Source organism: Amycolatopsis jejuensis, assembly GCF_000717335.1.
GTDB lineage: Bacteria > Actinomycetota > Actinomycetes > Mycobacteriales > Pseudonocardiaceae > Amycolatopsis > Amycolatopsis jejuensis.
In genome coordinates this window covers 126374-148539 of record NZ_JNYZ01000005.1, presented here as the reverse complement: position 1 = coordinate 148539, position 22166 = coordinate 126374, and the positions used below count along the sequence as shown (strand labels likewise).

Genomic DNA, 22166 nt, shown 5'->3' with positions numbered 1-22166 from the left:
GGATCGCCTGCCCCGCCTTCCGGACTACCGTGACAACCGGCACCGACACAGGAAGGCACCACAGTGGACACTGCGAACCCCGGCACCCTCGTGCTCGACGCGGCCGACCGGGCCCGCGCCGCTGAGCTGCTGGCCCGTTTCGTCGACGACTACGAGGACTCCGTGGCGAACCGCCCGATCCTGCCGGACGTCGACCGGGACACGCTCGCCAAGCTGCTCGCCGAGCCGTTCCCCGCGGAAGGCGTTGGGGTGGAAGGGTTTTTCGCCGACCTCCACGACCGCATTCTCCCCAATTCCACCACTGTCGCGCACCCGCGTTTCCTCGCGTACGTGCAAGGTCCGCCGAATGGCATCGCGCCCTACGCCGACGCCATTACCGCCGTACTCAACCAAAACTGCAACTTCTGGCAGCTCTCGCCCGCGGCGAGCGTCGTCGAGCGGTCGGTGATCCAATGGCTGGCCGGGCTTTACGACCTCGGCCCGGCCGCTGGCGGAGTTCTCACCAACGGCGGTTCCGGCGCAACCAAGGACGCCATCACCACCGCACTCGCCGACCGCCGCCCGTATTTCCGCGAACGCGGCCTGCAAACCGGCGCGCCGCCGCTGGTGCTGTACACCTCCGAGGAAGCCCACCGCTGTGTCGACAAAGCGGCCGCCATCCTCGGCATCGGCCTGGCGAACGTCCGCCACATCCCCACCGACGACGCGTACCGCATGCGCGTCGACCTGCTCACCGAAGCCATCGCCGCCGACCGCGAAGCAGGCCTCGAACCGTTCTGCGTCGTCGCCACCGCGGGCACGGTCACGAGCGGCTCGATCGACCCCCTGGGCCCGATCGCCGACCTGTGCGAGCGAGAGGACTTGTGGCTGCACGTCGACGGCGCGTACGGCGCGCTGTTCGTTCTCGCCGATTCCGCGAAAGAGCAATTCGCCCCGATGTCCCGCGCGGATTCGATTGCCCTCGACCCGCACAAAATGCTCTTCACCCCATACGAAGCCGGGGCGCTGCTGGTCAAAGACGCCACGAAACTGCGTGCCGCATTCGCTTTCTCGTCCTCGTATCTGACCATTGCCGAAGACGATCTGATGCTCGATTTCATGGACTACGGCCCCCAGCTTTCGCGGAGTTTCAAGGCGCTGAAGGTATGGGCAGCGTTGCGTACATTCGGAATCGACACGTTCCGCGAGGCCGCCGAACGCTGCCTCCGCCTGGCGAGGCGCCTGGGCGAACGGGTCGCCGCGGAGCCCGGGTTGGAACTGATGAACCCGGTGACGCTCACGGCAGTATGCGTACGAGTGTCCGGCCGCAGCGACGAGGAACACCCGCGACTGCTGGCGCAGCTTCTCGAGGAGGGCACTGCGCTACTGGGTCCGGCGCTGCTGAACGGCCGACCCGGAATCCGCGCATGCGTCACGAACCACCGCACGACGGAAGCAGACATCGACCTGATCGCCGACCGGCTGGCGACGTTCGCCAGCCGCTGACCGGTCCCAGGCCCGGCCTGCCCGACCTGCTGGACATCGACGGGCCTGCCGGTGGCCGGGCCGGACCAACCCTGACCGGTGCGGGCGACAGCCGACCGGCCCCGGGCGACAGCTGACCGGTCTGGGCCGGACAACCCCGCCCCGCCAGACGCCGACCCGCCCGGGGCCACGGTCCGGTCCCGGCCACCCCGGGGCACCGCCCGGCACCGACCGCCCCGGGCTACCGCCCGGCACCGGCCACCCCGGGCCACCGTCCGGTCCCGGCCACCCCGGGGCACCGCCCGGCACCGGCCACCCCGGGGCCGGACGGTGGCCCGCCGACCCCGGCCGACTCGCTTCACCAACCCCAACCCGCACCGACCGATTCGCCGAACGTCCGCCCAATCCGGGCGCACTCAGCCACCCTCACCAACCCCGAACCGGGCACGCCCGGCCACTTTCGCAACACCCGATCGGCCACACCCAGCCACCCAGACGAACCCCACGCCGGGCCACACCCGGCCACCCTCACGAAACCCACCCCGCGCACACCCAACCACCCTCACAAACCGCAACCGGCCACCCCCAGCCACCCCTCACGAAACCCCCCGCACCGGGCCACCCCCGCCCGGCAAACCTCCCGGCCCCCACCCCACCCGGTCGATGAGGCAGGCCAATGGAACTCATGAGATCTGCCTGTTTGACCGGTGCACCGAATGTCCCTTTCACTGGTCCGAGGGCCGTGCACGGCCGCTTCTTCTCGCCGGTCCTTTGCACAGGAGGCGATGCCGATGTCCATCGATCCGCGGGAACTGCGTACGTGTCTCGGCCGGTTCGCCACCGGCGTCACGGTCATCACCTGCGCCGGGGAAGACACCCGGCACGGCGCGACCGTCAACGCGTTCACCGCCGTTTCCCTCGATCCCCCGCTCGTCCTCGTTTCCCTCGACCGGAGAACCCGCATCTCGGCCTACCTGCCGGGAATGCCGTTCACCGTGAACGTCCTGCACGAAACCCAGCACGACGTCGCCTTGCATTTCGCCGGTCGTCCGATGGACCGGGAACCCGAATGGACCCCCGACGGCACCGCATTGTGCGGCGTGGTCGCCACTCTCACCTGTTCACCATGGCGCAATTACGACGGTGGCGACCACGTCCTTTTCCTCGGCAAGGTCGAGGAACTGCACCACACCACCGGGGAGCCGTTGCTGTTCTACGGCGGTGCATTCCGCCGTCTCGGTCCGAAGGAAGAAGCAATCCCGTGGCTGGCTTCCGGTGATCATCCGGAGCTTTCCTGGTTCAGCCCCACCGAAGACGCACAGAGGAGCCGCACATGACCGCTCAGCAGGAACGCGCCGAAACCGGGTCCGCCGCACGGAAAACCCGGCCGCTCACCGGCGACGAATACCTCGAAAGCCTCCGCGATTCCCGCGAGGTGTACCTGTACGGGGACAAAGTCAAGGACGTCACCACCCATCCGGCATTCCGCAATTCCGCTCGCATGGCCGCCCGGCTCTACGATTCCCTCCATTCCCCCGAGCAGCAGGCACTGGTGACCACGCGCACCGACACCGGCAGCGACGGCTTCACCTTTCCGTTCTTCCGTACTCCCCGCAGCAAGGAAGACCTTTACGCCGACCGCGACGCCATTGCCGCCTGGGCACGGATGACGTACGGCTGGATGGGCCGCAGCCTCGACCACAAAGCCGCATTCCTCGGTACCCTCGGCGCAAATCCGGACTTCTACGAGCCATTCGGCGACAACGCCCGCCGCTGGTACGCCGAATCACAGGAAAAGGTCCTCTACTGGAACCACGCGATCGTGAATCCGCCGGTCGATCGCCACCGGGACCACAACGAGGTACGCGACGTCTTCATGCACGTGGAAGAAGAGCGGGACGACGGCCTGATCGTCTCCGGCGCGAAGGTGGTCGCCACCGGCTCGGCCATCACGCATTACAACTTCATCGCCCACTACGGCCTGCCGATCAAGGAAAAGGAATTCTCCCTCGTCTGCACCGTACCCATGGGTGCGCCCGGCATGAAACTGATCTGCCGCAATTCCTATTCCGCGGTCGCCGCGGCCACGTCCAGCCCGTTCGACTACCCGCTTTCGTCGCGGTTCGATGAAAACGACACCATCTTCATCCTGGACCGGGTGAAAATCCCGTGGGAGAACGTCTTCATCTACGGCGAGGTGGAAAAGGCCAGTACATTCTTCCCGCAGTCCGGTTTCATGCACCGCTTCACCTTCCACGGCACCACCCGGCTCGCGGTCAAACTCGATTTCATCGCCGGGCTCCTGATGAAGGGCGTCGAGGTCACCGGCACCAAGGACTTCCGCGGCATCCAGACCCGGGTCGGCGAAGTACTGGCTTGGCGCAACATGTTCTGGGGCCTGTCCGAAGCCATGGCGGCCAAACCCGATGCCTGGATCGGCGACGCCGTACTGCCGCATCTCGAATACGGCATGGCCTACCGCTGGTTCATGACCATCGGCTACCCGCGGATCCGCGAGATCATCATGCAGGACCTCGGCAGCGCGCTCATTTACCTGCCCTCGCACGCCCGCGATTTCGAATCCGCCGAACTGCGCCCGTACCTCGACAAATACGTCCGCGGTTCGAATGGTTACAGCGCCGTCGAACGCGTCAAGCTGATGAAACTGATCTGGGACTCCATCGGTTCCGAATTCGGTGGCCGGCACGAACTGTACGAACGCAACTACTCCGGCAACCACGAAGGCGTACGCGCGGAAGTGCTGACGGCAGCCGAACGTTCCGGCGCAGCCGCGGAGATGAAGGGTTTCGCCGAGCAATGCCTCGCCGAATACGATCTGGACGGCTGGACCGCGCCCGATCTGATCGGCAACGCCGACGTCTCGATGTTCGGCCGGTGAGCGCCATGATCTTCCATGTCCAGATGGACGTCGCCCTCCCCGCCGGCCTCGACCCGCAGCGGCGCGACGAACTTCTCGCCGCCGAAAAGAAACTCGCCCTGCAACTGCAGCACGACGGCATCTGGCTGCACCTGTGGCGGGTCGCCGGAAAACGCAGCAATATCAGCATATTCGAGGTCCCGGACGCCGACGCACTTCACGGCATCCTGTCGTCCTTGCCGCTCTTCCCGTTCATGCAGATCGAAGTGACCGCACTGGCGCAGCACCCGTCCAGCGTGGAAGCCCAGTCATGACCGCGGGCCGAAGAGAAACGCGGCGAGTCCTGGTGTCGAGCTTCGTCGGCACGATGATCGAGTGGTATGACTTCTTCCTCTACGGTTCCGCCGCGGCGCTCGTTTTCGGCCCGCAGTTCTTCCCCAAGCTGTCCCCCACCGCCGGTGTTCTCGCGTCGCTCGCCACCTTCGCGGTCGGCTTCGTCGCGCGGCCACTCGGCGGGGTGGTGATGGCGCACTACGGCGACCGGCTGGGCCGCAAGAGCAGCCTGGTCGCGTCGCTGGTCATGATGGGTACCGCAACCGTCCTCATCGGACTGCTGCCGCCTTACTCGGCCATCGGCGTGGCCGCCCCGATCCTGTTGACCCTGCTGCGTTTCGTACAGGGCATCGGGATCGGCGGCGAATGGGGCGGGGCCGCGTTGATGGCTGTGGAACACGCGCCGAAACGGAAACGCGGACTCTATGGCAGCGCACCGCAAATGGGCGTACCAGCGGGTCTCATTCTCGCGACTTTCGCTTTTCTCGGCACCACGGCGGCCACCTCTCCGCAGCAGTTCGCCTCGTGGGCCTGGCGGATCCCGTTCGTCGCCAGTTCACTGCTGATCGTCGTCGCGCTCGCCATCCGCCTCAAGGTCGCGGAGAGCCCGCTCTTCGTCCATTCGCGACAGCAGGGCGAGCTGCAAGGACGGGCCCCGATCAGGGAAATCCTGCGCAAGCACAAGCGCACCGTGGCCATTGCCGCCGGTTCCTTCATTGCCAACAACGCCGTCGGCTACCTGTTCATGGTGTACACCCTCAGCTACGGCACTTCGGTGCTGAAAGTCTCCCGGCAATCAATGCTCGCCGCGGTCCTCGTCGGCGCGGTCGTCTGGCTCGCGATGATCCCGTTGTGCGCATTGCTTTCCGACCGATACGGCCGTCGCAGGCTGTACCTGGTCGGCGCGACAGCCATGCTCGTCTGGTCCACTGTGTACTTCCTGCTCATCGATTCCCGTAACCCCGTCCTGATCGTGGTCGCCGTCGGGCTCATGGCGCTCGGCCTCGCCGCGACCTACGCACCGCAAAGCGCGCTGTTCGCCGAGCTGTTCCCCACCAACGTCCGCTACACCGGGTCATCGCTCGCCTACCAAGCGGGAGCAATTCTGGGCGGCGGACCGGCCTCGCTGGTCGCCACCGCACTGCACGGAGCCACCGGCAGCTCGTGGCCGGTGATGGCGTACATGTCCGGCTTGTGCCTGGTCAGCCTGCTGTGCGTGCTGCTGCTCCGGGAAACCCGGCACGACGAGCTCGGCGCAACGGCCGTGGTCCGGAGCGCCAAAGCCGATCTATGAGCTGATCTCATAGGTTCTATTGAAATGATCTGTTTGCCTCAACGGGTCCCGAAGCCTAGAAATGGGAGACTCATTGGCGCGACGAAGGAGCCGACGATGCCTTCCGATCAACCAGGCGCACCATCCGCCGTCCCCGCGCGAACCTCCCCCGGCTCCGCGATTTCCCGTGCCGCCCGAAAGAAGATCGTCGCCTCGGCGATGATCGGGCAGACGCTCGAATGGTACGACTTCGCCGTCTACGGCTATTTCGCCGCCACCATCGGGAAGAACTTCTTCTCGGCGCAAACGCCGGTCGTGCAATTGCTCTCGTCGTTCGCCGTGTTCGGCGCGGGGTTCGTGATGCGCCCGGTCGGCGCATTCCTCATGGGACACTTCGGCGACAAGTACGGCAGACGCCGCACCTTCTCCGCGACGTTGCTGCTCATGGCGATCGCAACCTGTCTCATCGGGCTTCTCCCGACGTACCACGACATCGGCGTCACCGCCGTCGTACTGCTGGTGTTTCTCCGGTTGTGCCAGGGCCTTTCCAACGGCGGCGAATTCGGCGGTTCGGTCACCTACCTGACCGAATCGGCACCACCGGAACGACGGGGATTCTTCGGCAGTTTCCAGCAAGCCACACTCGCCATCGGGCTACTGCTCGGCACACTCGTGAGCGTGCTGCTGTCCCAGCTGATCTCTGCTCCCGACCTGCAGAGCTGGGGCTGGCGGATTCCGTTCCTGCTCGGCGCGGTGCTCGCGATTCCCGGTTACTACATCCGGCGACAGGTCAGTGACACTCCGGAATTCCAAGCCCTGCAGGAATCCGGCAAGACGAGCCGGGCACCGGTGCTGGAAGCGTTCCGGAACCACTGGCGCGACATGCTGCGTACGTTCCCGCTCGCCAATTCACCCGCGTACTACGTGCTGATGGTGTACCTGCCAACGTTCCTGCAAAGCCGCGTCGGCTACAGCTCCACCGAGGCGCTTCTCGTCACGCTCAGCCTCCAGGTCGTCTACATCGGACTGATGCCGCTCGCCGGGATCCTGTCCGACCGGATCGGCCGGAAGCCGACCCTGCTTGCCGGATACGTCCTCACCGGAGCACTGGTGTACCCCGTGTTCACCATTATCAGCACCGGTTCCCGGCCGCTCGCGGTCGTCGCATTGATGCCGATGGCAGTGGGTATGGCGCTGATGTTCGCCCCGCTCGCCACGACCCTGACCGAACTGTTCCCCGGCACCGTGCGATACAGCGCCGTCGCGATTCCTTACGGCATCCACGCGGCAATTCTCGGCGGTTTCACGCCGTTTCTCGCGACCCTGCTCGTCGGCAGCACCGGATCGTCCGCGACCCCGTCGTTCCTCGTGATCGGCATTGTGCTGCTGAGCTTCATCGCGGTGCTGCGGTTCCCGGAGACCAAGGGGAGGCCATTGCAGTGAGCATCCTGTTCGAACCGGTGCGGATCGGCGGATTGACCCTGCGGAACCGCATTTTCGTCGCCCCGCACACCACGAATTTCGCCGGCGACAACGACATCAGCACCCGGTACGTCGACTATTTGCGCACGAAAGCCCGAGGCGGCGCCGGTCTGGTTTTCACCGAGGCGGTCCGGGTGCACCCGTCCAGCCTGCGGCGGTTCGGCATCGGCGGGTACGACGACCCCCGCCGTGCCGGATTCGAAAAGCTCGCCGAGGCGGTGCATGACGAAGGTTCCCGGCTGTTTGCTCAGGTCATGCACACCGGAAGGCACGACGGCAGCGCGTGGACCGGGCTTTGGGCGCCGTCGGCAATCCCGTGGGCGGCCGGGGCGGAGGTCCCGCACGCGATGACCAAGGCCGAGATCCAGCTCGTCATCGCGGCCTTCCGGCAGACCGTGCAGCTCGTCACCGAGGCCGGGTTCGACGGCGCGGAAATCCACTTGGGACACGGACACCTGCTGCAGCAATTCCTGTCCCCGACCACAAACGGCCGTACCGACGAATACGGCGGCAGCCACGAAAACCGGCTCCGGCTCGCCCGCGAGGTCCTTTCGGCAGTGCACGAGGTCACCGGCAAGCCGCTCGGCCTGCGGATCAGCGCGGACGAAATGGTGCCGGGTGGAATCGGACCCGACTACGCCGCCGACATCGTGGCCGAGCTGGCCGCCGAATTCCCGGTCGCCTTTCTCCACGTGAGTCACTCCGCGTACACTGATCAACACTCACTGTCCACACAAATGGCCGACATGTCGTACGGTTCGGCCCCCTTCCGGCAGTACCCGCGATTGTTCAAGGAGCGATTCCCGGAGCTGCCGGTGCTCGCGATCTGCCGCGTCGACAATATCGAAACGGCCACCGACCTGGTCACTTCCGGGTGTGCCGACCTGGTCGGAATGGCCCGCGCGCACATCGCCGACCCGGAGATCAGCCGGAAGGCGAGCGAAGGGCGGGCGGACGAGATCCGCTCGTGCATTGCGTGCAACCAGGCGTGCGCGGGCCACCTCGAACGCAATCTGCCGATCCGCTGCGTGGTCAACCCCGAGGCGGGGATGGAACGCGAATGGCAGCAGGTTCCGGCCCCGGCCGAGGCGCGGCGCGTGCTGGTGGTCGGCGCCGGACCGGCCGGGCTCGAGGCAGCGGTTACCGCCCGGCGACGCGGGCATTCCGTGTCACTGGTCGACGCGGCGGCCGAGGTCGGCGGCCAGGTCCGGCTCATCCGCGCGCTGTCCGGGCGCGAGCGGTTCGGGCTGCTCGTCGACGAGCTCGCCCGTGCGGCGCGCGCGGCCGGGGTCGAGATCCGGCTCGGGAGACGGGTCACCGCGCAGCAGATCGTCGCGGGCGGGTGGGACGAGGTCGTGCTCGCCACCGGTTCCCGGCCGCCGGCACATCCGGTGTTCTCCCATCGCGCCGCGATCGAGCGGCCGGAGCGGCTGCACCACCACGTGCTGATTGCCGACGGCGACGGTTCGTGGGCGGCGCCCGGGCTCGCCGTGCACCTCGCGCGGCGCGGGCATTCCGTCCGGATGATCACGTCGCTGGATGCAATTTCGCCCAAAGTTGCGGTGTATTCCCGGCTCGGCCTTTACGCGGCCTTCCGGGAATGGGGCATTTCCCTTTCGCCGCTCACCCGGCTCGTCGACGACGGACGCGCGATGGAAGACGTCACGGGAACCCGGACCGAAATCGACCGTGCGGTTTCCGTCATTCGCGTCGACCCGCCGGTGGCCGATGACAGCCTGGCACGGGAACTCACCCGTGCCGGTTATCCGAATCCGGTCCACCTGGTCGGGGACGCTTTCGCCCCGCGCACCACTCTCGAGGCCACTTACGAGGGGCACGGCGCGGGCGTCTTGATCGGCGTCGATCTTTCCTGCGGCTGGCAAGGGCCGTCGCTGCGGGCCCCGTACACCGGTGCGGACCACGGCGGCGATCTGCTCCGGCCGGGCACCGCGCTCATTCCCCTTCTCCCGAGCTGAAAGGTTCCTTCTCCATGTACTCGCTCGCCCTGCGCGGCGGATCGATCGTTTCCGACACCGGGACGGCACGCAAAGACGTATTCGTCACCGGCGGGGTCATCTCGGCCATCGCCGATCCGGACAACGAAATCGAAGCCGAACGCACCGTCGATCTGCACGGCAAGCACGTGCTACCCGGCATCATCGACGCGCACACCCATTTCCGCACCTGGTCGAAACATTCCGACTCCCTTTCCGAACTGGCCGTTTCCGCGGCGTACGGCGGGGTCACGAGCCTCTGCGGGTTCGTCATGGGAATGCACATGAGCGAACACGACCTCCTCGGCCGGATCGGGGCGTGCCGCGCGGAAGGGGCGTCCGGAATGCCCATCGACTTCGGGTTCCACGCCGCCATCGCGGCCGAGCCCGGCACTGTCGACCAGATTCCGGAAGCCATTGACCGCGGGGTCACGACATTCAAGATGTTCATGATCAACCGGGCCCGCAAAATGATGGTCGACGACGCATTCCTGCACACCGCCATGCGCCGGATCGCCGACCATGGCGGGCTCGCCATGGTGCATGCGGAACTCGAGGACGTCGTCGGGTCGCTCTCGGCGCAATTGCGCGGAAACACCGACGACATCGGTCTTTTCACCGGCAGCCGCCCGGCGTGGGTCGAAGCCGAGGCCACTCGGCGCGCGCTGCGGCTCGCTGCCGACGCCGGATGTCCGCTCTACGTTGTCCATGTCACGTGTGAAGCGGCGCTCGACGAGATCCGCGCGGCGCGGCAACGCGGTCAGACAGTCTTCGCGGAGACCTGCCCGCAGTATCTCACTCTGACCGAAGCGGACCAACGCGCACAGCAAGGACTCGCGAAGGTCGCACCTCCACTTCGGACCGAACGGGACTGCCAGGTGCTCGCCGATGCGGTGCTGTCCGGGGAAATCGATGTCGTCTCGTCTGACCACGCGCCTTACGAAAAGTCGGTGAAATCCGGCGCCTTTGCCGAAGTGCCGGTGGGAATGCCGGGTACCGAAACGCTGCTTCCGGTGACCTGGAAAGCGATCAGCGACCGCGGTGGTTCGCTGAACACGCTGGTCCGGGTACTCGCCACGAGTCCGGCCGAAACGCTGGGTATTCCGGGTAAAGGCCGGATCGACGTCGGCTACGACGCGGATTTCACCGTCATCGACACCGCGGGCGAAACGGTGATCGACGGTTCGGCGTTGCACAGCACCGCCGGGTACTCCTGTTTCGACGGCTGGACCGCGCCCCTGCGGGTCGAAAACACCTTCCTGCGCGGCGAACCGTTGCTGGAAAAGGGTTCCTTGCCCGAGGTGCCCGCCGGGGTGTTCCTCCCCCGCCGCCAGGGGGTGCGGGGATGAACCTTTCCTGGGAGGCAATGCAGGAATTCGTGCCGGAACTCCCCGACTCCGACCGGCTTCTGGTGGAATCCACTGCCTACGGCACCAGCCGCGGTCTCGGCGATGCGCCCGCGATCATTCTGGTCGATTTCCAGCTCGCGTATCTCGGCCGGGATGTCCCCATTGCCGAACAGCTCACCGAATTCCCCACCGGCGGCGGTGCGGCTGCGTGGCAGGCAATGCGGCGGGCTCTGCCGTTGGCCAAAGCCGCTGAGGCCGCAGGAATTCCGCTGGTGCTCACGCGGATCGCGTACCCCGCCGACCGCGACCAGACGCGCGGGTTCGCCGGTAAACGGGGAGCGAGCGAATTGTTCACCGAGGGATCGCCGGGCACGCAGTTCTGCGCCGAACTCGACCAATTCGCCGACGCCATCCGGATCCGCAAGGAAGCCGCCAGCGCTTTCCACGGCACGGAACTCGACGACATTCTCGCCGAACGCAAGGTCGACACCGTGCTCGTGGCCGGGCTGTCCACCAGCGGTTGCGTGCGGGCCACTGCCGTCGATGCGGCCAGCCGAGGCTATCGGGTCGGCGTGCTGCGCGACGCCACCGCCGACCGCGTCGACCTCTCCCGCCGCGTGGCGTTGTTCGATTTGTGGCTCAAATACGCGGACGTCCTCGACGTCGACGATTACTTGAAGGGACTCTGATGCCGACCGTAACCCGATCCGCTGACGTGCACTGGGTGGGCAATCTCCTTGCCGGACAAGGAACTCTTTCCTCGCAGAGTGGTGCGCTCACCGACGCGGAACTCAGCTTTCCCAAGCGCACCGGCGAACCCGACGGCCAAACCAGCCCCGAGGAACTGCTCGCCTCGGCGCACGCCGGATGTTTCGCCATGTCCCTCGCTTCGGCGCTCGCCAACGCCGGGCTGAAGGATTCCACAGTGGACGTTCAAGCCACGGTCAGCCTTGACCGCGTCGACGGCGTCTTCGCGATCACCCGGTCCGCACTGAAGGTCGAAGTGGACAGTCCGGAACTCACCGGTGCGCGACTGTCCGAATTGGTCGCCGAGGCCGACCAGCGCTGTCCACTGTCCACTTTGCTCCGCGCCAGTGCCGAGGTCACGATCACCGCAGCCGTCCGGGCTTTGCGATGACCAGCCTCGCCGGGAAATCCGCCCTTGTGACAGGCGCGGGTAAAGGCGGGCTCGGCTATGCGGCAGCCATTGCGCTGGCCCGCGCCGGGGCCGACATCATCGTCGTAGAGCACAAAGCAGGTATGCGCCGGGCGGAAACCACCTTGGCCGATGTCCTCGCACTGGGCCGGAAATGCGTTGCGCTCGAAGCGGATGTCAGCGACGAAAACCAGGTCACGTCGGCGTTCGAAGGCCTGCACGTCGATGTGGTGGTGAACGCCGCCGGGGTGATGCTGCGCAAACCGACCGTGGAGACCAGCGTGGCCGAATGGCGGCACGTGCTGGAAGTGAACGTGACCGGTACCTGGCTCGTCGCACGCGAACTCGCTCCGCAAATGCTCGAGCGCGGAGAAGGCCGTATCATCAATGTCGCTTCCCAGTACGCGGCGCTCGCCGGACCATTACCGGAACCTGCTTACTACGCTTCAAAAGGCGCCGTGGCGAACCTGACGCGCGGGCTGGCCTCCGAATGGTCCCGCGGCGGCGTGACGGTGAACTGCATTGCCCCGGGCGTTTTCTACCCGACGCAGATGACCGAACCGCTCGGCGCCGACCCGGACGTGCTGGCCCGCATGATGAACCGCACGATGGCCGGGCGCCTCGGCGACCCGGACCGCGACCTGGACGGCCTGGTGACCTTCCTGGCGGGCCCGGATTCGGCATACGTGACCGGCGCGATCATGTACGCCGACGGCGGCTGGTCAGCCTGGTGACGCCCCTTCCGCGTCGGCCGCCCACTTGGTCCGGCAGTACTCCACGAATGTCTCAGCTCGCCGGGTCAGCCGCTGCCCCACCCCGTGCGCGATGATCATCCGCAGCGTCGGCATTTCCTCCCGGAACTCACGAATGCACAACGGGCGGCCTTCGTAGCTGGCGCTGATTGCCGGTCGCTGGTGGAACAATGCGTACCCGATGCCCCTGGCGGTAATTGATCGTACCGTTTCGAAATTGGCACACTCGTAGCGGATTCGCGGTTCCACCCCGGATTGCCTCAGCAGGGAAAGGTAATATCGGGAGGGCGGGGTGAAAAGGATCAAGTCCTCGTTGGCGAGGTCGGCCGCCGAAACCGTTTCGGCGGCGGCCAGCGGATGGTCGGGCGACACCAGCACGTACGGCGCAAAGGTGGTCAGCTCGACGGTTTCCAGTGGCATCGGGATGTCGAGGTCGTAGAGAATGGCGACCTCGACATCGCCGCTGGCGAGACGTTCGCACAATTCGTCCGTGCCGTCCTCCAGAAGGTCGACTTTGACGTCCGGGTGCTGCACCTCGAATCCTTCGATGAGCGGCGGCAGCACGAATGGACCGAGGGTGCGGTAACAGCCGAGTTTCAGCGTTCCGGCAATGGTTTCCCCTTCGGTGCGCGCAGCCCATTGCATTTCCTCGATGCCGGACAGGACCTGCCGCGCGTCGGCGAGCAGACGGCGGCCTGCCTGGGTGAGCGCGAGACGCCGGGGATTCTGGCGGATGATGAGCTGGACGCCGAGCCCGCGCTCGAGTTCGCTGACCGCAAGGGAAATCGCGGACTGCGACACGAAGCATTTCTTGGCCGCGGCGGTCATCGTGCCGGCTTCGACCGTCGCGATGAAGTATTCGAGTTGCTTCAGCGTGAGGTCCATGGGCTCCAACCTGGGCAGACCGGCAGATCAGGGTCGAGCGTACCGCCGCCGGCTACCGATCGGCAGGCGGCGCGACGTACGTTTTGGGCTGCAGTTCCAGCCAGGTGGGCTCGAGCTTCGGCCGGCGCGCGGCGTCGTAGTAGACCCCGTCGAACCAGTAGCCTTCCAGCTGGTCGGTCCCCTTGCCGAGAATCGTGCCGGAGCGCTCCCATTCGTCGTAGACTGCGGCCAACCCGAATTTCTGCACCGGACACACTTTCGTGCACACCGCACACCCCTCGGCAACCGCAACCGTCGGCCCGCACCGTTTCGCGTCGATCTTGGCTTTCTCGACCCCGCGATACATCCGCCGCCGCGCCGGAATCGCCCCGGGCGGACAGCGGCGCACACAGATCCGGCATTCCTCGCAGATTCGAGTGATCCCGTAGTCTACGGGTTTGCCGAATTCCAGCGGCGCGTCCGTGGTGATCGTCGCGGGGTGACACCGCGAGCCGAACTGCGGGGTGAGCAGCTGCCCGTTCATCCCGAGCTGCCCCAGCCCGGCTTGAACGCCGTAGTTGATCACGATACCCTGTTCGTATTCGTCGTTGACGCGGGCGCGGAATCCCAATTCCCGCAAGTATTTCGCGAGCTTCCCGGCCGCGCGGACGGCATTCGCGGACGCGGCGAATGACGCATTGTTGGCGTGCAGACTGGGAATACTCTGCGTGGCCGCGTAGTCCTGCTCGACAAAACACACGACGACGCGGTCGCCCAGCGGCGGGGTGGTATGCCCGGCGAAGTGGTACTTGGGGTCATATTCCGCCACGCCGATGATGGGGATCCCGAGAGTGTGGGCGTGCCGGAAGACATCGGCGGTGAGCACCGAGTCGGGATGGGGGGTGGGGGTTGCCGGGGTTGCGGTGGGCGTGATCGCTGCGGCTTGGGTGGTACTGGTCGCGTCCGGGTCAGTATCGGTCTCGGCGACCGGGGTGGCGTCAGCCGCGGCAGTCGGGTCAGTATCAGCCATGGCGGCCGGGGTGGCATCAGCCGCGGCCGTCGGGGCGGCACCGGTCGCAGCAGCCGGGTTGGCATCAGCCACGGCGGCCGGGGTGACTCCAGTCGTGTCGGCCTGGGCCGCGCCGTTCGTGACGGTCGGATTTGCCGCAGCCTCGGCGGCCAGGGTGGCACCGACCGGGTTGGCCTGGGCCACGCCGGTCACATCGACGGGAACCGGGGCTGCAGCGACTGGGGTCGCCAAAGTGGCACCGGTCGCGGCGGTCGGGTCGATGTGGGGCGCATCGGCCGGATTGGCGGGGTTGGCTCCGGTCGCGTCGGCCTGGGCCACGCCGGTCACATCGACAGGAACCGGGGCTGCAGCGACTGAGGTCGCCAAAGTGGCACCGGTCGCAGCAGTCGGGTCGGTGTCGGGCGCATCGGCCGGATTGGCGGCGTTGGCTCCGGTCGCGTCGGCCTGGGCCACGTCGTTCGTGGCGGCCGGATTGACGGGGTTGGCTCCGGTCGCGTCGGCCTGGGCTACATCGTTCGTGGCGGCCGGGTTGGTCCCAGGTATTGCGGCCGGGGTGGCGGGATTGGTACCGGGTATGACGCTGCCGGTCGCGGCGGTGGAAGGTGGGGCGATCGCGTCAGCCGGGTTGCCGCTGAGCGACGCGGTGCCATTCGCGGCGGCTGGACCGGAGGGGTCCGCATCGGGCGCCTCGGTGGGAACTGGGGTGGCTCGCTCGAATTCCAGTCGTTGTGTGCGACGGAGGCGGTGCATCATCGGGCCGACGCGGAAGAAGTTGCGGTACATCGAGCGGTGGATGTGCTCGCGGACTTCCGGCCAGGTGTCGAACAGCAAGCGCAGCGGGTCGTCGCGGGCTGTTTGTTCCTCGACTTCCCGGTCGCGGCGAATGCCGGGCACAGTGAGGAGATCCGGCGGCGGTACCCGGTCAAACGGCACCGCGCGGCCGTCGACGGGGAAACGCGTCCGGAGGCGCGCCGAGCGGTCGGGGAGGAAGCGGTAGAGGAACGCCTGCCGACGGATGGACAGTGTGCGGTACGCGAGTCCGTGCAGGAAGCGGTGGAACCGGCCTTCTCCCGGGAGGACCGGCATGCCTACGGTGTCTGACCCGGAGTCATTGCCGGATATGTCCGCGTCACGGGCGGTGGCTTTGCTGCCGGAGTTGCCTGCGGTGTCCGCGCTCGATCCCGCGAACCCCGGGACGCCCCGGCCCTGCGGTGCACGTCCGCCGCTCGGGCCGCCGGGCCCTGCCGCACTGCCTGCGCTCGTCTTGCCAGCCAGGTCTCCGTTGCCTGCCCCACTCACGCGGTCGGCCGGACCACTCTCTGGCACACCTCCGCCGTCTGCGGTCTGCGCTTCTCTCGGCATTGCACCGCCTTCCGTCGCTGTAGTTATCACTGTAGTGTTCAACGTAGTGAGGTCAATAGCGGAAGGGGCGGCCGATGAGGTACATCGTGGTCGGAGCTGGGCTCGCGGGGCTCACGGCTGCCCTTGAGCTGAGCCAGGAGGGGCACGATGTCGTGATCCTCGAGGCTGCCGACCGGCCCGGCGGGCGAGTCCGGACGGCGCGCGGACTGGCGGACGGGCAAGCGCAAGGGACGGTCAGCGGGCAGGCACGCGAGTCGGAACGCGGGCAGGCACAAGGGACCGCCAACGAGCGGGCCACCGGCGAGGCTCAAGGGACCGCCAACAAGCGGGCCACCGGCGAGGCGCAAGGGACCGCCAACAAGCGGGCCACCCGGCAGGCGCAACTGGCGGCACGCGGGCAACCCGACCGACAGGCCAACGGCCTGAGCGAGGAAACTGCCAGCAGACCGGCCAACGAGCACGTCGCCGAGCTGGGGGCCGAGCGGATCTACCCCGGCCAGGGCCTCATGCTCGACCTCTGCACCCGCTACGGCCTCACCCTCCGCGAGGTAGCCCCGGCGCCGCTGCCAAGGGCGTTTCTTCGTGGCCAGGAACAAAACACGGCGGACCTGGTAGCCGCGCTCGACGTCCGGCTGAAGGCGACTCCGCCGGGGGACTGCGAGAGCCTCGCCCAGTGGATGCATCGGGCGCGGCTCAGCGATCTCGAGCGGGCGCTGGTGTCAGCTGTGGCTCAGTCGACCCCGGCGGCGCCTTTGCGGTTCACCCCGGCGGCCGGGTTCACCGCCAGCTTCCACAGCACCGGCGGGTACGAGATCGTAGGCGGGAACGACCTCCTCACCACCGCCATGGCGCAAGACCTGGAAGTCCACCTGGACAGCAGGGCCATCGCCGTGCGGTGGGACGAAGCGCGAGTCACCGTCGAAACCTCAGCTCGTACCTGGAACGGCGACGCGGTCATCCTCGCCGTTCCCGGGCCTCAGCTCCTGGAAATCGCCTTCGATCCGGTGCTCGATCAGGAAAGGGTCCACGCGCTGCTCGGACTCCGGTTCGGCGAAGCACTTCGCGTGGTCGCCCGATACGAAAACGAAGCATTCGACCCCAGGGTCATCACCGACACCGAATTCGGCATCATCACCAACCAAACCGCCGGCCAAGAAGAAAACCACGCGCTCCTGTCCTGTCTCATTCCCGCCGACCGTGAAAAGAAAAAAGACGTACTGTCCCGATTGGACGAAGTAGTGTCCACAGTGGTCGGACATCGAGTGAACCGGAACTACGGCGAAACCCACAACTGGACCAGCGTGGTCCGCGTCCCGTGGGGCGATCAGACAAACACCACGATCCCGAAACTGGCCACCCCGCTGGGAAAAACCGTGTACTTCGCCGGAGAGCACACCGACCAGCGAACAACTCCGGGCGGGATGAACGGCGCGGTGGCATCAGGTATCCGGGCCGCGCGGGAGATCAGCCGGCAGCATCCGCGTACCAAGTAGCAATCTGTACCCGGGTGTGACACTCCAGTTTCCCCATGATGTTCGCGACATGCGCCTCCACCGTTCGGCGGGCCACGGCCAGTTTCGTCGCAATGTGCTTGTTCGAAAAACCGGCATGGATCAAAGCCGCCACCTCGCGTTCGCGCGGCGTAAGCAAATCCAGCGGATGCGCCGTCGGAAGGCCGTTCATGGCAAGGTCGAATACCTCCGGGACCCCGGCATTGGCGGTCAGGTCACGGATCCGCCGGTATTCCTGCTCCCCCAGCCCCGCGACGATCGTTTCCGTGCAGCGGTCGCGTTGTTCCAGCAGGCTCGCGAAACCCATCAGCGGCGAACAAGTCACCGACCACGCGCGCTGGATCGCCGATTCGAGCTGTGCGGCAAAACGCAGATCGCCCTTCGCCGCGGCGGACCAGCCGACCACCTCGGCCGCGAGCAGGATGCCGACGGTGTCGTGGAACGGTTCCGTGACCCGCAGGCTTTCCTTCGCCAGCGTTGTCGCGCCGGAGAGGTCGCCGGTGACATACCGGGTCAGCGACCGCATCCACAGCCCGTACGACCGCAGCCACCGCTCGCCCGAGGCTGCGCACACGTCGGCGCACTCGCGGCTGCACCGGTCTGCGTCGCCGAATCTTCCGGCGGCCCAATGGACTTCGGCCAGGAAGAGGAGCACCAGCGCGGTGCTTTCCGGATCGTCCCGCCGCCCCGCCAACGCCCGCTCGTGCAGCTCGCGCGCCAGGTCCAGTTCGCCGCGGAACCCGTAGGCCGAGCCCAGCAGCGTCGTCGCGCGGTCGCGTGCGCGGGCGTTTCCGGAGCGCTCCGCCCAGGAAATCGCGTCCTCCAGCACCGGGACCGCACCGGCTACCTCGCCCTCGAACAGCGTGATCCAGCCGTGTACCCACAGCGCGTCGGCCCGCAGGTCCGGTGACATTTCCGTGGCCAGTACCTGCGTCATCCGCAACCGGCCCTCCCGCAGGTACCCCTGCGCCACCCACAGCCGCCACAGCCGGACCGCCAGCCGGGCACCGGCGTCGACGTCCGGGCCCGCGAGCAGCCGGTCCATCGCGATCCGCAGGTCGGGCAGGCCGTCGAGCAGCCGCGCGTTCCAGTCTGCCTGGTCCGGGCCGAACCGCCCGAGGTCGGCCTGTTCGGCCAGCCGCCCGCAGTACCGGGCGTGCCGGTCGCGGACCTCGGCCTCGCCGCTGGTCTCGGCCAGCAGCCGCCTGCCGAACTCCTGTACCACGGTGAGCATCCGGTACCGGCCGCCGCCGCGCGTGAGCACCGACTTCCCGACCAGCGAATCGACCAGGTCGACGACGTCCTCGGCGCGTACCTCGCCGCCGCTGCACACGTCCTCGACCGCGGCGAGCCCGACCGGTCCGGCGAACACGCTCATCCGCAGCCACAGCTGCCGCTCGGCCGGGGTGCAGTGCTCGTAACTCCAGCGGAACACCGATTCCAGGTCCTGATGCCGGGTCGGCGTGCCGCGCGGGGCGGTGGCCAGCACGCGGTACCCGGTGTCGAGCCGGTGCAGGATTTCCTCCGGGGACAAGGCACGCAGCCGGGCCGCGGCCAGTTCGAGTGCAAGCGGGACGCCGTCGAGGCGGCGGATCAGCGTGGCCACCGGCTCCGCGTTCGCGTCGTCGATGCGGAAGTCCGGGGCGACCGCGATCGCCCGGTCCACGAACAGCCGCACGGCGTCGCTCGCGGCGACCTCGGCCGTGGTCGCGCCCTCGGGCGGTGTGGTCAGCGGGTTGATCGCGAACACGTGCTCACCCCGCACGCGCAGCGCTTCCCTGCTGGTCACCAGCACGTGGACCTCCGGCGCCCGCGCGAGAAGATGCGCGACGAGGTCGGCGGCCGCGTCCAGCAGATGCTCGCAGTTGTCCAGGATCAGCAGCGCCCGCCAGCGGTCGATCTTGTCACCGAGCGTCGCGCCAGCAGGGTAACCCCGCGCGTCCTCGACCCCGATCGTGGCGGCGACCGCGGGCTCGACCAGCTCCGGGTCACGCAGGGAACCCAGCTCGACGAACCACACTCCGTCGGGGAACTCGTCCAGCTCGCGGTGCGCGGTGCGCAGCGCGACGGTGGTTTTCCCGACGCCACCAGGGCCGGTGAGCGACACCAGCCGCGCGCGGCCCAGCAGACGGCTCACCTCACGCAGCTCCCGGTCGCGGCCGACCAGGCTCGTGAGCTCCGCCGGTGGAGCGCCTCGAGGGTTCACGGGCCGATCCTCGTGCGGTACTGCGCAGTCCGCCTAGGTGTGACACGTAGGTAATTTCCTCAACTGTACCCACGCGTCCGCGCCACTGACACTTCGAAGCACCCCGGCACCGCAGTCGGGCGAAGGAGGTGTCGCCGACCGTGACCGCACCGTGCCTGTCCTCCCCGGCCCCGGCCACCCTCGCCGCGCTGGCCGAAGCCGCCGAGCTGGAAATCCTCGCCGCCCCGGCAGGTGCCCATGCCCCGGTCCACGCCGTGCGGATCGGCGACCTCGCGCCGGGCGCCCTCGTGCTCGCCGTCGGACTCGACCCGACGTCGAACCAGTTCACCCGGTTGCTCACCGAGGCAGCGGAAACCGGCGCGGCCGGGGTCGTCACCCGCCGTCCCGCCGACGCGACCTGGGTCCAGGCCCGAGCCCGGCACCTCGGGATCGCGGTGCTGGCGCTGCCGACGGCGCTGACCTGGGACGAAGCACTCACCCGAACCCGCGCGGCGCTGGGTAGCGGCGCGCCGGAACCAGGGATCGGCGACCCGCGGTCAGCGCTCGCCGACGCCGCGGCGGTGGCCCTCGGCGGCGCGGTCGACATCACCGACCACCACCTCCGGCTCGTCGCCTACTCCGCCCTCGACCACGAGTCCGACGACCTCCGCCGCGCGACCGTCGTAGCCCGCCGCGTGCCGGACGACCTCGAGCAGCGGCTGCGGACGTCCGGCGAGCTGAACCGGATCACCCACGCCCACGCGCCGGTCCTCCTCGACGAGCCGCCGCGGCTGGTCACGCCGCTGCGCGCCGGTCCGGAAGTGCTCGGGTACCTCTGGCTTTCGCCCGTCGGCGCCACCTTCGGCCCGGGCGCGCAAGCCGGGATGACCGATGTCGCCCGCGCGGTCGCCGCCACCCTCGTCCGCACCGCCACGCCGGGACGCGACCGTCGCGCGGCGGAAGCCCTGCGCGAGGCGCTTTCCGGCAGCTCTACGCCCGGCATTCTCCTCGGCGGACGCGAGGACGACGCCTTCCAGCTGGTCGGCTTCCGCCTCCGTGATCGCGCCGCACTGTCCGAAGTAGACGGAGCGCATCTGGAGCACCTGGTCGCCCTCCGCCTGAGCCCGCTCGCGGTCACGAGGTGGGGCGACGGCGTGTACGCGATGGTCACCCCCTCGATCGACACCGGATTGATCACGGATCTCGTTGCGCGGTCGGCCAGTCAGCTCGGCATGAAACTCGTCGCGGTGCTCGGGCAGCCGAGTCACGGAAGGTCCGCGGTATCCCAGGCGGGTCGAGAACTGGAGCGCGCGCTGCGAGTCGAAGCGCATCAGGATGTGGTGTCCATAATGGACCTCCGAACCCAATGCATTCTGCACGAACCCGGGGAACTTGCCGCGGAACGGCCGCATCTGATGCCCGGGTACCTGCGTCGGCTCGCCGAAACCGACGAACCCCGCCTTGACGTCCACCGCCAGACCCTGCAGGCGTATTTCGACGCCAACTGCGACATGGCTGCCGCGGCGCGCGCGTTGTACGTGCACCGCAACACCATGCGCTACCGGCTTCGCCGCCTCCAGGAACTGTCCGGAATGGACCTCGAGTCCCCGCTCGACCGGCTGCTCGCCGAACTGGAACTGCGACTGTCCACACCGGACGGAGGGGCGTCATGACGTATTCCGTTCTCCTGCGCGATCCGGGCACCGGCGAACTCGGCGTGGCGGTCCAATCGCATTTCTTCGCGGTAGGCAGCCAGGTTCCGTGGGTGGAAGCCGGAGTCGGTGCGGTGGCGACACAAGCCGTCGTCAACCTCGAGTACGGCCGCGGCGGACTCGCTGCGATGCGCCAGGGTCTCAGCGCGGCCGAAGCACTGGCGAAGATCCGTGCGGACGACCCGCTGACCGACCTCCGGCAGGTCGCAATGCTCGACGCGCAAGGCGGCATCGCCGTGCACACCGGACCCGGCTGTATCGGTGCTGTGGGATCACGACAGGGGGAAAACTGGTGTGTACAGGGGAATCTTCTCGACGGCGATGCCGTGCTGGACGCGATGGCCGATGCCGCGCAGTCCGGCGGAAACCTGGCGGACCGTCTGCTCGCGGTGCTCGAAGCCGGGCATGATGCCGGTGGTGACGTCCGAGGTGCGCAGGCCGCCGCGCTGATCGTGGCCGGGCAGGTCGACCTGCGGGTCGACGATTCACCGCACCCGGTCGCCGAACTCCGCCGCCTCCTCGCCCGCAGCCGCGCGGCGGCCCGGATGATGGCCGCGATCGCGACTCCCGGCGCGGTACTGGGCGAACCCGGCGATTCCGCCGATGCCGCGTTGAAGGCCCTTGCCGAGGCCCGCGAAGGGCTCGGACCGGCCAATGCCGAACCCGATTTGTGGCGAGGCGTCGTACTCGCCCGCGATGGCCGAGCCGAAGCTGCGCGCACCGCGTTTGCCGAGGCCATTGCCGTCCATCCGCCGATTGCGCGGTTGCTCCCCCGTCTCGCCGAGGCCGGAATTCTCGGCGGCCACCCAGAAAAGGAGTAA

17 protein-coding genes are annotated in these 22166 nt (G+C 67.7%); 14 read left to right on the top strand and 3 right to left on the bottom strand.

The genetic code is table 11. The features are described from left to right. Positions 1-63: 63 nt before the first annotated feature. The 11 genes from OO71_RS47125 to OO71_RS07180 all read left to right on the top strand — a co-directional run bounded on the left by OO71_RS47125 (position 64) and on the right by OO71_RS07180 (position 12663). On the top strand, positions 64-1485 hold the full coding sequence (locus OO71_RS47125) for a pyridoxal phosphate-dependent decarboxylase family protein (RefSeq protein ID WP_051791183.1): 1422 nt from the start codon (positions 64-66) through the stop codon (positions 1483-1485). Positions 1486-2255: 770 nt separating this feature from the next. Further along, the gene (locus OO71_RS07225) at positions 2256-2801 is read left to right on the top strand and encodes a flavin reductase family protein (RefSeq protein WP_033289111.1); all 546 of its coding nucleotides are present in this window, start codon (positions 2256-2258) and stop codon (positions 2799-2801) included. Beyond that, a complete protein-coding gene (locus OO71_RS07220; RefSeq protein ID WP_033288867.1) occupies positions 2798-4363 on the top strand; it encodes a 4-hydroxyphenylacetate 3-hydroxylase N-terminal domain-containing protein in 1566 nt (521 codons plus the stop codon). Before OO71_RS07225 ends, OO71_RS07220 begins: the two co-directional genes overlap by 4 nt. Positions 4364-4368: 5 nt before the next feature. Further along, entirely contained in the window at positions 4369-4656 is a 288-nt protein-coding gene (locus OO71_RS07215) for a muconolactone Delta-isomerase (RefSeq protein ID WP_033288866.1), read from the top strand. Beyond that, entirely contained in the window at positions 4653-5969 is a 1317-nt protein-coding gene (locus tag OO71_RS07210) for an MFS transporter (protein WP_051791181.1), read from the top strand. Before OO71_RS07215 ends, OO71_RS07210 begins: the two co-directional genes overlap by 4 nt. A 96-nt stretch (positions 5970-6065) precedes the next feature. Beyond that, on the top strand, positions 6066-7391 hold the full coding sequence (locus OO71_RS07205; RefSeq protein WP_051791178.1) for an MFS transporter: 1326 nt from the start codon (positions 6066-6068) through the stop codon (positions 7389-7391). Beyond that, positions 7388-9406 (top strand): oxidoreductase, encoded by a 2019-nt coding sequence (locus OO71_RS07200; protein WP_051791176.1) that lies wholly within the window; start codon positions 7388-7390, stop codon positions 9404-9406. Before OO71_RS07205 ends, OO71_RS07200 begins: the two co-directional genes overlap by 4 nt. 14 nt (positions 9407-9420) lie before the next feature. Further along, positions 9421-10773: a dihydroorotase gene (locus OO71_RS07195; RefSeq protein WP_033288865.1), complete on the top strand. Its 1353-nt coding sequence runs from the start codon at positions 9421-9423 to the stop codon at positions 10771-10773. Then, positions 10770-11462 (top strand): cysteine hydrolase family protein, encoded by a 693-nt coding sequence (locus OO71_RS47120; protein WP_051791174.1) that lies wholly within the window; start codon positions 10770-10772, stop codon positions 11460-11462. Before OO71_RS07195 ends, OO71_RS47120 begins: the two co-directional genes overlap by 4 nt. Beyond that, positions 11462-11911, top strand: coding sequence for an OsmC family peroxiredoxin (locus OO71_RS07185; RefSeq protein ID WP_033288864.1), 450 nt, complete (start codon positions 11462-11464; stop codon positions 11909-11911). Before OO71_RS47120 ends, OO71_RS07185 begins: the two co-directional genes overlap by 1 nt. Next, positions 11908-12663, top strand: a complete 756-nt coding sequence (locus tag OO71_RS07180) for an SDR family oxidoreductase (protein ID WP_033288863.1) — start codon at positions 11908-11910, stop codon at positions 12661-12663. The genes OO71_RS07185 and OO71_RS07180 overlap by 4 nt, the downstream gene beginning before the upstream one ends. On the opposite strand, the gene OO71_RS07175 is transcribed toward OO71_RS07180, so the two are convergent. Together OO71_RS07175 and OO71_RS07170 are read right to left on the bottom strand one after the other, a co-directional pair. Continuing rightward, complete coding sequence (locus OO71_RS07175) at positions 12652-13566, bottom strand: LysR family transcriptional regulator (protein WP_033288862.1); 915 nt, start codon at positions 13564-13566, stop codon at positions 12652-12654. The genes OO71_RS07180 and OO71_RS07175 overlap by 12 nt on opposite strands. A gap of 52 nt (positions 13567-13618) precedes the next feature. Further along, positions 13619-15661: a hypothetical protein gene (locus OO71_RS07170; protein WP_033288861.1), complete on the bottom strand. Its 2043-nt coding sequence runs from the start codon at positions 15659-15661 to the stop codon at positions 13619-13621. Between the two features lie 350 nt (positions 15662-16011). On the opposite strand from OO71_RS07170, the gene OO71_RS07165 reads away from it, so the two are divergent. Beyond that, the gene (locus tag OO71_RS07165; protein WP_033288860.1) at positions 16012-17430 is read left to right on the top strand and encodes a flavin monoamine oxidase family protein; all 1419 of its coding nucleotides are present in this window, start codon (positions 16012-16014) and stop codon (positions 17428-17430) included. On the opposite strand, the gene OO71_RS07160 is transcribed toward OO71_RS07165, so the two are convergent. Beyond that, positions 17402-19654 (bottom strand): helix-turn-helix transcriptional regulator, encoded by a 2253-nt coding sequence (locus OO71_RS07160; RefSeq protein ID WP_033288859.1) that lies wholly within the window; start codon positions 19652-19654, stop codon positions 17402-17404. The genes OO71_RS07165 and OO71_RS07160 overlap by 29 nt on opposite strands. Positions 19655-19794: 140 nt before the next feature. Between OO71_RS07160 and OO71_RS07155 the strand changes: the two genes are divergently transcribed. Together OO71_RS07155 and OO71_RS07150 are read left to right on the top strand one after the other, a co-directional pair. Further along, positions 19795-21306 carry a PucR family transcriptional regulator gene (locus tag OO71_RS07155; protein WP_033288858.1) on the top strand — a complete coding sequence of 504 codons (1512 nt, stop codon included), beginning with the start codon at positions 19795-19797 and terminating at the stop codon, positions 21304-21306. Further along, entirely contained in the window at positions 21303-22166 is an 864-nt protein-coding gene (locus OO71_RS07150) for a DUF1028 domain-containing protein (RefSeq protein ID WP_033288857.1), read from the top strand. The genes OO71_RS07155 and OO71_RS07150 overlap by 4 nt, the downstream gene beginning before the upstream one ends.